Origin of the sequence: Brooklawnia sp., from assembly GCF_032229645.1 — a bacterium.
Taxonomy (GTDB): domain Bacteria; phylum Actinomycetota; class Actinomycetes; order Propionibacteriales; family Propionibacteriaceae; genus Brooklawnia.
This window is the reverse complement of the sequence record NZ_JAVTWX010000116.1, coordinates 1-11,133: the sequence shown is the minus strand read 5'-3', so window position 1 is coordinate 11,133 and position 11,133 is coordinate 1. Positions and strand designations below refer to the sequence as shown.

The 11,133-nt window shown below is 65.5% G+C and carries 9 protein-coding genes; 2 read left to right on the top strand and 7 right to left on the bottom strand.

The window, feature by feature from the left end; all coding sequences use genetic code 11:
- The first annotated feature begins 70 nt into the window (after positions 1-70).
- Together AAFP05_RS08545 and cydC are read left to right on the top strand one after the other, a co-directional pair.
- Positions 71-1,741: an ATP-binding cassette domain-containing protein gene (locus AAFP05_RS08545; protein ID WP_341729436.1), complete on the top strand. Its 1,671-nt coding sequence runs from the start codon at positions 71-73 to the stop codon at positions 1,739-1,741.
- Positions 1,738-3,462 (top strand): thiol reductant ABC exporter subunit CydC, encoded by a 1,725-nt coding sequence (gene cydC / locus AAFP05_RS08540; RefSeq protein WP_341729435.1) that lies wholly within the window; start codon positions 1,738-1,740, stop codon positions 3,460-3,462. Before AAFP05_RS08545 ends, cydC begins: the two co-directional genes overlap by 4 nt.
- Positions 3,463-3,545: 83 nt before the next feature.
- Here cydC and AAFP05_RS08535 read toward each other — a convergent pair whose 3' ends face one another.
- From AAFP05_RS08535 to nuoI, 7 genes are all read right to left on the bottom strand, one after another.
- Entirely contained in the window at positions 3,546-4,511 is a 966-nt protein-coding gene (locus AAFP05_RS08535; RefSeq protein WP_341729434.1) for a polyprenyl synthetase family protein, read from the bottom strand.
- A 2-nt stretch (positions 4,512-4,513) separates the two neighbouring features.
- Positions 4,514-6,064 (bottom strand): NADH-quinone oxidoreductase subunit NuoN, encoded by a 1,551-nt coding sequence (gene nuoN, locus AAFP05_RS08530; protein WP_341729433.1) that lies wholly within the window; start codon positions 6,062-6,064, stop codon positions 4,514-4,516.
- A complete protein-coding gene (locus tag AAFP05_RS08525; RefSeq protein ID WP_341729432.1) occupies positions 6,064-7,593 on the bottom strand; it encodes an NADH-quinone oxidoreductase subunit M in 1,530 nt (509 codons plus the stop codon). Before AAFP05_RS08525 ends, nuoN begins: the two co-directional genes overlap by 1 nt.
- 14 nt (positions 7,594-7,607) lie before the next feature.
- Positions 7,608-9,494, bottom strand: a complete 1,887-nt coding sequence (gene nuoL, locus AAFP05_RS08520) for an NADH-quinone oxidoreductase subunit L (protein ID WP_341729453.1) — start codon at positions 9,492-9,494, stop codon at positions 7,608-7,610.
- Between the two features lie 31 nt (positions 9,495-9,525).
- Positions 9,526-9,825, bottom strand: coding sequence for an NADH-quinone oxidoreductase subunit NuoK (gene nuoK / locus AAFP05_RS08515; RefSeq protein WP_341729431.1), 300 nt, complete (start codon positions 9,823-9,825; stop codon positions 9,526-9,528).
- Complete coding sequence (locus tag AAFP05_RS08510) at positions 9,825-10,727, bottom strand: NADH-quinone oxidoreductase subunit J (protein WP_341729430.1); 903 nt, start codon at positions 10,725-10,727, stop codon at positions 9,825-9,827. Before AAFP05_RS08510 ends, nuoK begins: the two co-directional genes overlap by 1 nt.
- Positions 10,724-11,133: NADH-quinone oxidoreductase subunit NuoI (nuoI, locus tag AAFP05_RS08505; protein ID WP_341729429.1), on the bottom strand; the 410-nt coding region annotated here is incomplete at its 5' end. The genes nuoI and AAFP05_RS08510, both read right to left, overlap by 4 nt.

Sequence of the window (11,133 nt, the reverse complement as noted above, 5' to 3'; positions counted from 1 at the left end):
GAGCGGAGCGGTAAGGTGATGACGATGCCATCACGCTGCCGACCGGCTACCAGGAGATGATGGAAACGAAATGACCAACACCGCAGCGCAGTCCGGTGCCAAGGCAACTCTGGCCAGCAGTGGCGGACGACGGGCGGTGATCGCCCAGGTCACCGCCTCCGTCATCACGTCGCAGGCTCTCACCTGGTTCCTCATCGTGGTGTCGGCCATCGTCGCCCAGGCGGCCGGCGCCCGGATGGTCGGTGGCTACCAGATCGCCTGGGCCGTCATCCTGTTGGCCGTGGCCGGTGTCAGCGAGGGTGTCGCGGCAATCATCAGCGACCGCAGTACCGGACGAGAGTCGGCCCGGATTCATCGATTGGTATTGGGACACTGTTTCAGGCTCGGACCGGCGGCGTTCACCGGGGAGCAGACCGGTGAGGCGGTGTCGATGATGACTGACGGCGTCGAGCGGGTGGCCGGGTACCGTCAGGGTTTCATCGGCCCAACCATAGGTTCGGTGCTCAGCCCCGCATTGATCCTGATCAGCGTCGCGATCGCCATCGATCCGCTCTCAGCAGGGGTGCTGCTCATCTGCATTCCCTTCGTCCCGCTGGCCGTCGGTGGATTCCAGAGCGCTTTCCGGAAGGTCTCCGCTGCCTCGCGAGACGCACGCAGCAAGCTGGCGGCCGACTTCCTCACCGCTATCCAGGGCCTCACCACGCTGGTGCTGCTTCGCGCGGCCGACCGCGTCGGCGACCGGCTGGCCGACACCGGGGAGGCCAACCGGCGGGCCACCATGTCACTGCTCGCGCGCAACCAGCTGATCCTGTTCATCACCGACACGGCATTCTCGCTGTTCATGGTCAGTGCCTCGGCCGCGCTGGCCTTCTGGCGGCTCGACAGCGGCATGATCGACGCCGGTCAGGCCATCGCGCTGGTGCTCATCGCGACTCTGCTGAGCGCACCGGTCGACAAGATCGGCGGCTTCTTCTACATCGGGATGGCCGGACTCGCCATGCAGCGCCAGATCCTGGAGTTCCTACGCCGCCCGGTGCCCGTCCGCAGCACGGCCGAGACCACGAACACCGACGCCGCCGTCGAGATGCGGGAGCTGGGCTTCGGATACACCGCGGAGAATCCGATCCTCGATGGAGTAACGATGCGAGTTCCCAAGCGGACCCGCACCGCAATCTTCGGGCCGTCCGGCTCCGGCAAATCGACGCTGATCTCCGTGCTCTGCGGCGACCTGATACCGCAGCGCGGAGTCTGCCTGGTCGACGGAGTTCCACTCGATGCCGGCACCCAGGACGAGGTACGAGCCAGATCTGCCCTGATGCGTCAACACACTTGGCTCTTCGTCGGCAGCATGGCCGAGAACCTGCGCATCGGCAATCCCGAAGCGACCGATGCCGAGCTGTGGCAGGCCCTCGACCGGGTTGCCCTCGGCGACTGGACGCGGCGGCTGCCCGATGGTCTGGACACCCAGCTGGGCGAGCGCGGCATGGCTGTCTCCGGCGGACAGGCGCAGCGAATCTCGCTGGCCCGCGCGATGCTGTCCGGACGCGGGCTGTTGTTGCTGGACGAGCCGACATCCCAGGTCGATCTGGAATCCGAGCAGATCATCTGGGCAGCCGTCGATGAGCTGGCGGCCGACCACACCATCGTGATGGCCACTCATCGGGCGTCCGCGGCCCACCATGCCGATCAGGTGCTGGCCATGACCGGCGCCGGTCTGAACACGGCTGGGGAGGACGCGTGAGTACCACCGCCGAGTTGAGCCGCTGGCTGCTGAAGGTCACCAGACCGGTACTGAAGCCCCTGGGGGCATCGGTCGGGTTCCGGCATCTCGATCAGGTCACAGGGCTGGCGATGCTCGGCCTGGGTGCCGGCGCCGTAGCCCGGCTGATCGCCTCGAAGGCCGGGCTAACCGAAGGCGACACCGGCCGGCTACCAGGCAGCATCGCCGGCCTGGTGATCACGTTGGTCGTGCTCTCGCTACTGAAAGGCCTGGCCCGCTACCTGGAGCAGTTCTTCGGGCACCTTGTCGCCTTCAAGGCCCTCGAATTGCTGCGGGTCCAGCTCTACCGGGCGCTGACCCCACAAGCCCCGATGGTGCTGCAGCGCGCCACCTCCGGCGATCTACTGGTGCGCGCCACCAAAGACATCGACCGCGTCGAGGTCTTCTTCGCTCATACGTTCCCGCCGGCGGTCACTGCCATCACCATTCCGCTGCTCGCCGTGCTGGGTGTGGGCGGCTGGGTGTCCTGGCCGGTGGCTGGTGCACTCGCGGCAGGTCTGGCTGTCAGCGCCGTGCTGCTCCCCCTGCTCGGTTTCGTCCGGACCCAGCAGGCAGCGGGCCAGAGCGCCTGGCTTCGCGGCCGGCTCGGGCAGCATGTCACCGATTCGATGCAGGGCATGGCAGAGATCACCGGCTATGGCCACACCGGTCGCCGGCTCGACGAGATGACCGCGCTCGACGACCAGATCGGCGCTGCCCAGAGATCCAGGGGCAACCTGCAGGCTGTCCGTGCCGGATCGCAGACCGTCGTCCGGGCGGCGACCACCCTTGCGGTCACGCTCGTCGGCCTGGCAGGTGACCTCGGCATCGTCCCGCTGGCGATCGTGGTGGCGCTCAGCTGGAAGCTCTTCGACACCACCGCCGCGGTCACCGACTTCATGTCCGGTCTGGATGCCTCACTGGCCGCCGCGGCGCGCGTCCACGAGATCATCGTCGCCGCCCCGACAGTCAGCGATCCCGCCCAACCGGCCCGGATGCCTGACGGCCCGCTCAGCGTGGTCTGGCGACGGGTCAGCTACCAGTACCCGGGCGGCAACGCAGGCCGGGAGCCCGCGCTCAGCGATGTGAGCATCGAGGTGCCCGCAGGCAGCCACTGCTGCCTTGCGGGTGTTTCGGGCTGCGGCAAGTCAACGCTACTCTCGCTGGCGATGCGTTTCGACGACCCCACCAGCGGCGCGGTGCTGGTCGGAGGCATCGACACTCGCGACCTGGAATTGGACGAATTGCGCTCCCGGGTGGCGCTGGTCACTCAGGCCACCTTCTTGATCCACGGGACGATCTCCGAGAACCTCCGGCTGGCCGATCCCGCGGCTCCAGATGACAGGCTTTGGCAGGTTCTGCAGATCGCCCAACTGGACGCGGAGATCCGCGAGATGCCCGACGGTCTCGCGACGCAGGTGGGTGAACAGGGCCAGCAGATCTCCGGCGGCCAGCGGCAACGCCTCGCACTGGCCCGCGCGTTGCTGTCGGACGCCGACGTCTTCTTGTTGGACGAATTCACCGCGCATCTCGATCCACCGCTGGCAGCGCGAGTGCGCGCGAGCCTACGCACGGCCCGCCCGCGGGCGACGATCATCGAGTCGACGCACGATCTGCAGGGCATCGATCAGGCAGATCAGGTCATCGCGCTGGACCATGGACGACTTGCCCCGCAAGCCCTGAACCGGCTGCTCGACCGCTGAGGTGCCTGGCCGCCCGCTACCCGCGCAACAGAAATCGCGTCCGATCCCCGCAGCAACACGCAGCGGTGATTCTCCGGCGGGCCCTAGGACGACCGGGTGACGACCTCGTCACACAAACGGTCCAGCGCGTCCTTGGCAGCGCCGGCGGGCAGCGGCGACAGATAGCTGCGCGCAACAGCGGCCCGGCGGTTGATCTCGTCGCGGGTCTGATCGATCACCGAGCTGGACCGCAGCCGGGCCAATGCCTGCGCCAGGTCGCCATCATCGTCCAGGCCACCGGCGATGAATGCGGCGAGTTCGTGATCTGACGCCGAAGGCGACGACCTCAGCAGCAGAGTCGGCAGGGTGGGGATACCCTCGCGCAGATCCGTGCCGGGCGTCTTGCCGGTCTTGTCGGAGACGATATCGATCAGGTCATCCGACAGCTGGAAGACCATCCCGATCTCGAGACCGAAGCGGCCCACCGCGTCCAGAACTTCAGCGGAGACACCCCCGATCATGCCACCGAAGAGCGCGGAGGCGCGGATCAACGACGCGGTCTTTCCGGCCAGCACCTTGAAATGATGTTCGATCGGGTCCTCGCCGGCCTCGGGCCCCGCGGTCTCGGCCATCTGGCCTTCGACCAGTTCGGCGAAGGTACGAGCCTGCAGGTCGACATATTCTGGGCCGAGCATTGCGACATAGCTGGAGGCCCGGGCGAAGAGATAGTCGCCGACCAGGATCGCCGTCGAATTGCCATAGCGACGGTTCGCGCTGGTCACCCCTCGGCGAAGGTCCGCCTCGTCCATCACATCATCGTGGTAGAGACTCGCGACGTGTGTCAGTTCCATCACCAGAGCCGCGTTGATCAATCGGGTCAGGTCGAAACCCGACCCCAGATGGGCGGCGATGACCACCATCGCCGGACGGAACCGTTTGCCTCCGGCTGCCACCACATGCTGGGCGGCCTGCGTGACGAAGGAATACTGCGAGACCGTTGCTTCCGTCAGCTTGTCCTCGATGATGGCAAGCGTGTCGGCAATTGTTTGCGCAAAGTCTTCGTCAGCCATTGTCAGCGAATGAATCCTGCCGAGTTGATAGCGATGTCCAGCAGCGGCCCCGGTAGCACGCCAAGAAGAAGCGTACCGATAACCCCGACCCAAATCACTATCTGGGTGCCAATTCCAGGACTAACCAGCGCTGTCTCGGTGTTCGGCGCCTGCCCGAAGATCACCCAGACGACCCGGAAGTAGAACCCGGCGGTCACCAGGCTCGCGACCACGGCGATCAGGACGAGCCAGGAATATCCTCCGTTCCACGCGGCTGCGAAGACCGCGAGCTTGCCGATGAAACCACCAGTCAGCGGGATACCGGCCATGCTCAGCAGGAAGATGGTCATCAGCACACCGAGCAGCGGATCGCGGCGTCCCAGCCCTGCCCATGCGGTGAAGCTGGTGGCTTCCGCGCCCGAACGGCGAACCAGAGTGACGATCGCGAAGGCACCCATCGTGGCCAGGCCATAGGCGGTCAGATAGACCAGGATCGCCGAGACCGAACCAACCCGGTCGTCCGCCAGGCCGTTGGCGGTGGTGACCGCACCGATCACGCCGACCAGGATGAAGCCGGCGTGCGCGATGGACGAATAGGCCAGCAGCCGCTTGACATCTGTTTGGATCAGGCCGGCCAGCGAGCCGACGACCATGGTGGCCACGGCGATGACCGCCAGCGCCGGCTGCCAATCCCAGCGCATCGAGCCGAGCGCGACGTACAACAGTCGCAGCAGGCCGACGGTGGCCGCCAGCTTGGTGCAGATCGCCATGAATCCGGTCACCGGAGTCGGAGCGCCCTGATAGACATCCGGCACCCAGTTGTGAAAAGGCACCGCGCCCATCTTGAACAGCACGCCGACCACGATCAATCCCAGCCCGGCGAGCAGCAGCCACGGCGATTGGGTATTGGCCTGAATGGCCAGATCGATGTCGCGGAAGTAGAACGAGCCCGCGTAGCCGAAGGTGAGTGCAACACCGTAGAGGAAGATGGCCGAGCTCAGCGCGCCGAGCAGGAAGTACTTCAGCGACGCCTCCTGGCTCAGCAGTCGGCGGCGACGGGCCATTCCGCTGAGCACGTAGAGCGGGAACGACAAGATCTCGAGTGCCACGAACATGATCAGCAGATCGTTCGCCGCGACGAAGACCATCATGCCCGCGATCGAGAAGAGCAACAGCGGAAAGACCTCGGTCTGCTCCTGGCGGGCGGCGATGGCTTCCCGCTCCGCCTGCGAGCTGGGCACCGCGGACGCGTTGGGAGCGAACGGCGACTCACCGCCACCGACTCGCCGCTCGGCAAAGAGCAGCGCCGCCAGCGCTCCGAAGAAGAGCAGCAGCATCCAGGCAAGCTGGGACGGGCCGTCGAACGTCAGCGCGTTCATGGCGGTCAGCTGCGGCGGGTAGATCGTCCAGCCGACCAGCGTCCAGGCAAAGGCACCGAACAGCACCAGTAACGTCCAGGCCGCCTGCACGGTCGGACGAACCAACCGGGGCACCGCACCTTCGAAGACGATGGCGATCGTGCCGCCCAACAGCACCAGCAAGACTGGTGCGGCGGGCAGAAACTCCTCGAGCATCACTTTCCTCCCATCGACCCGGGCAGCGGATCGGTCATGCCCACAACGTTCATGGTGGTGCCGGCGGTTTGCTCGACCACGTTGATCATCGGCTGCGGGAAGAACCCGAAGACAAGCAGCAGCGCGATCAGCGGGCCGATCACGAGCTTCTCGCGACCGCCCAGATCACTGGTGATCGACCGGCGCACCTCATCGCTCGGCAAGCCGGTGAAGACCCGCTGATACGCCCAGAGCACATAGAGCGCAGCCAGCACGGTCGCGAAGACCGCGACCAGCACGGCAACGGTCTGGCGGGGCCAGGCTCCGGTCATGATGGTGAACTCACCCGCGAAGTTGGCGGTACCCGGCAGACCGAGAGTGGCCAACCCGGAGACCAGGAAGACACCCGCCAGCAGCGGAGCCAACTGCTGCACACCACCGAAGTCGGCGATCTCGACCGAACCGCGACGGTTCAGCAGGAATCCGACCGCCAGGAAGAGCGCCGCGGAACTGAAGCCGTGGGCCAGCATGTAGAAGATCGAGCCGGTCATCGAACTGGTGGTGAAGGCGAAGATGCCCAGCACCATGAACCCGAAGTGGCTGACCGAGGTATAGGAGACCAGCCGCAGCAGATTGGTGCTGGTAATCGCCAGCAGCGCTCCGTAGATGATCGAGATCACCGCGAGCACCACGACCAGCGGGGTTGCCCACAGGCTCGCACCAGGCAACATGCCCAGGCAGATCCGGATCATCCCGAAGGTGCCGATCTTGTCGAGGATGCCGACCAGCAAAGCGGTCGCACCCGGGACGGCCTGTTCGGCGGTGTCCGGCAGCCAGCTGTGCACCGGAACCATCGGAGCCTTCACCGCGAAGGCGATGAAGAAGCCGATGAACAGTACCTTCTGCACGGTCTCGCTCATCGGGATGGCAGCGAAATCGTCGATCAGGAAGCTGGGCTGCCCGGCTCCCGCGGTGATCCCGTAGACGCCGATCACCGCGAAAAGCATGATCAGGCCGCCGGCCAGCGAGAAGAGCAGGAACTTCATGGCGGCCTTGCCGCGCTCGGCCCCGCCCCATCCGGTGATGAGGAAGAACATCGGGATCAGCGTCGCCTCGAAGAAGATGTAGAAGAGCAGCACGTCTGCCGACATGAAGACGAACAGGGCGAAGCCTTCGACCAACAGCGCCAGCGCGCCGAAGACGTTGCCGCCCCAGCGTGGCTCGGCGTGGCCTTCGGGTCGCTTCGAGTCCAGCGTCCACTCGGCGCCAAGCACGATGGGCACCAGAATGACGGTCAGCAGCACCATCGCGCGGCCCATGCCGTCCAGCGACAGCGCATACCAGGCACCGATCTGCGGGATCCAGGAGACCATCTCCGACAGGTTGCTCGAAGCCGCGGCGAAGAACGCCCAGACTCCGACGGCCAGCGTCGCCAGCGAACCGACCAGGGCGACCTGCTTACCGGCCTTGCCTCGGACCATGAAAGCGATCAACGCGAAGATCAGCGGCAGCAGGCCGAGGATCGTCAGCAAGGGGATCGAGTTATTCATCTCAGCTCCTCCCCTCAGGCCAACCGGCCGAGGATCAAGACCGCGCCAACCACCACGACGCCGATTACCATTGTCAGGCCGTAGCTTCGGGAGTAGCCGTTCTCCAGCTTGCCCAAGGCCCCACCGATTCCGGTCGCCAGCGTTGCGGCACTGCGCACCCCGCCATCGACGAGCACGTCGTCTATGGTCGCCACTGCCCCGGCGGCCTTGCCACCGCCGCGGACGAAGACCACGTCGTTGAATTGGTCGGCGAGCAGATCGTTGCGTCCGATGAACACGATCGGGTTCTGCGTGCGAGGCTGCTCGAAGCTGATCTCACGGCGATACAGCAGATAGCCGATGGCCACCCCGGCCACGACCACTGCCAGCGTCACCCAGCCCTGCCAGGGGACTTCCCACAGCGGGGTGTCGTGGGGGTGGCCGCCGGTCGGCGGAGCCAGCCAGTGCTGGATCGCGTTGTTGAGGATCATGCCGAGCACCGCGGCACCGAGAGCGAGGACGACGAGCGGGCCGACCATGATCTTCGGCGACTCGTGCGGGTGGACACCGTCGGCCCAGCGCTTCTGGCCGAAGAAGGTCATCATCATCAGCCGGGTCATGTAGAAGGCGGTGATGCCGGCACCCAGGATCGCCAGTACACCGAAGTACCAGCCGCGTTCCCAGGCCGCGACCACGATATGGTCCTTGGAGTAGAAACCCGCGAACGGTGGGATACCGATGATCGCCAGATAGCCGATCGCGAAGGTCGCGAAGGTCCACGGCATCACCTTGCGCAACGCGCCGAAGTGCCGCATGTCGGTGTCGTCGTCCATCGCGTGCATGATCGAACCGGCACCCAGGAACATATTGGCCTTGAAGAAGCCGTGGGTGAACAGGTGGAAGATCGCGAATGCGCCACCGGCCGGCCCGATTCCGGCGGCCAACATCATGTAGCCGATCTGGCTCATGGTCGAACCGGCGAGCACCTTCTTGATGTCGTCCTTGGTCGAGCCGATCCAAGCACCGGCGATCAGCGTGACCACGCCGACGATGCACACTGCCAGCGAGGCCGCGGCCGTCAACTCGTAGATCGCGTGGCTGCGCACCACCAGGTAGACACCGGCGGTGACCATGGTCGCGGCATGGATAAGTGCCGACACCGGGGTCGGGCCCTCCATCGCGTCCAGCAGCCAGGACTGCAACGGCACCTGGGCGGACTTGCCACAGGCGGCCAGCAGCAGGAACAGGCCGAGCGCGGTCAACCACGCCGGACTGGCGGAAGCGACCGCCTGGTTGACCTCGGTGAAGTTGACCGAACCGAAGAGCCCCACCATGGTGAACAACCCGGCGAGCAGGCCGAGGTCTCCGATGCGGTTGACGACGAAGGCCTTCTTGGCGGCCAGCGCGGCGGAGTGCCGATCCTGCCAGAAGCCGATCAGCAGGTAGGACGCCAGGCCGACGCCTTCCCAACCGAAGAAGAGCAGCAGGTAATTGTCGGCCAGCACGAGCGTCAGCATGGCTGCGATGAAGAGGTTCAGGAAGGCGAAGAAACGGCGGCGATTCGGGTCGTGTGCCATGTAGCCCACGGCGTAGATGAAGATCAGCGATCCGACGCCGGTGACCAGCAGCGCGAAGAGAATCGACAGTTGATCGACCAGCAGGTCGGCCCTCAGATCGAGGCCGCCCACCTTGATCCACTCGAAGACCGGCACATGCACCGCCCGATCCGGGGCGGCCACACCCAGCATCTGAATCCACAAAGTGAGCGCAACCGCGAACGAGCCGAGGGCACCCAGCACGCCGAGCCAGTGGCCCCACGCGTTGCTGGCCTTGCCGCCGAGCAGCAGAATCGCCGACACCAAGATCGGTATGGCGATCATCAGCCAGGCATAGGAGAACAGTCCGGTGGCTTCCACCGGGATGACGATTTCCAACAGACTCACCACAGCCCCCTCAGTGCTTCAGCTGGTTCTGGTCGTCGACCGAGGCCGAGCGGCGGGTCTTGAAGATGATCATGATGATGGCCAATCCGATGACGACTTCGGCAGCGGCCACGACCATCACGAAGAATGCGCCGACCTGGCCGAGCAGATTGCCGTTGGCATAGCTGAAGGCGACCAGCGCCAGATTGGAGGAGTTCAGCATCAACTCCACCGACATGAATGCGATCAGTACATTGCGGCGGATCAGGAAGCCCAGCACCCCGATCGAGAAGAGAATCGCCGACAGCACAAGATAGGCGTTCGGGCTCATCACTGCTCCTTAGCGGGGTCGGAATCGTGATCGGAAGTCTCGATGGCCGTCAGCGGCGCCGAGCCCGGATCAGCGAGCTCCCCGGCGATCCTGGGTGCCTCGTCGCTCCCGGTGTTCTCGTCGGTGACCTCGACGAATTCGGTGATCGCGGCGCGGTGAGCAGCGCGCAGGCCATCGTTTTCGACGATCGCCACGCCACGCACGGCAAGCGTCGGCGAGACCGACTTCTCGGCGATCGAGCCATCGGGCAGCAGCGCCGGGTACTCGATCGAGTTGTTGCGGGCATAGACGCCGGGGCCGGGCAGCGGGCCGGGATCCTTGCCGTGCTCCGCGAACTCGCTGGTCCTGCGGCGGGCCCTGTCGGGCTGACCCTCGCGCTTGGTCAGCGGCTCGCCGTGGGCCAGTACGATGGCCGCCAGCGCGGCGATCATCAGCAGTGCGGCTGTCAGCTCGAAAGCGAAAACATAGGGTCCGAAGATGATCTTGGCCACGCCCTGGACGTTGCCCCCGGCGTTCGCGGTATCGAGGCCGCCCTGGCCGGTGACCACACCGTTGCCGACCGCGAGGATCAGCAAAGCGGCCAGACCGAAGACGAAGATGCTTGCGGCGACTCGCTGCCCCTTGAGCGTCTCGATCAGGGAATCGGTGGTGTCGACGCCGACGATCATCATGGTGAACAAGAAGAGCATCATGATCGCGCCGGTATAGACGATGATCTGCGCGACGAAGAGGAAGGGTGCGTCCAGGGAGGCGTACAGACATCCCAACGCGACCATCATGCCGGCCAGGCTGACCGCCGAGTGTACGGGCTTGCGGGCGATCACCATACCCAAAGCCCCGAGGACGGAAAGCGGCGCGAAGATCCAGAACGCGACCAGCTGCCCGGTAATGAGCGGAATCACTTCTCAGCCTCCTTGGCTGCGGGCCGGCCGGTCCGGGTATCGGGCTGGCCGGTGGGCGGGAGCCCCAGGAAGTAGTCCTTCTCGTCGTCGCCGAGCCTGCGCGGATGCGGCGGCTGCTCCATGCCAGGCAGCAGTGGAGCCAGCAGCTGATCCTTCTCGTAGATCATCAGCTCGCGGGTTCGGTTCGAGAACTTGAAGTCATTGGTCATGGTGAGCGCACGCGTCGGGCACGCCTCGATGCAGTAGCCGCAGAGGATGCAGCGCAGGTAGTTGATCTGGTAGACCCTGCCGTAGCGCTCGCCGGGCGAGAAGCGCTGCTCGTCGGTGTTGTCGGCACCTTCGACGTAGATAGCGTCCGCCGGGCAGGCCCAGGCGCACAGCTCGCAGCCGACGCACTTCTCCAGGC

Excerpts from the sequence above, each read along its gene's own strand:
- AAFP05_RS08545 (WP_341729436.1), top strand. The coding sequence starts at position 71 with ATGACCAACACCGCAGCGCAGTCCGGTGCCAAGGCAACTCTGGCCAGC.
- AAFP05_RS08535 (WP_341729434.1), bottom strand. The coding sequence starts at position 4,511 with ATGGCTGACGAAGACTTTGCGCAAACAATTGCCGACACGCTTGCCATC.
- nuoN (WP_341729433.1), bottom strand. The coding sequence starts at position 6,064 with ATGCTCGAGGAGTTTCTGCCCGCCGCACCAGTCTTGCTGGTGCTGTTG.
- AAFP05_RS08525 (WP_341729432.1), bottom strand. The coding sequence starts at position 7,593 with ATGAATAACTCGATCCCCTTGCTGACGATCCTCGGCCTGCTGCCGCTG.
- nuoK (WP_341729431.1), bottom strand. The coding sequence starts at position 9,825 with ATGAGCCCGAACGCCTATCTTGTGCTGTCGGCGATTCTCTTCTCGATC.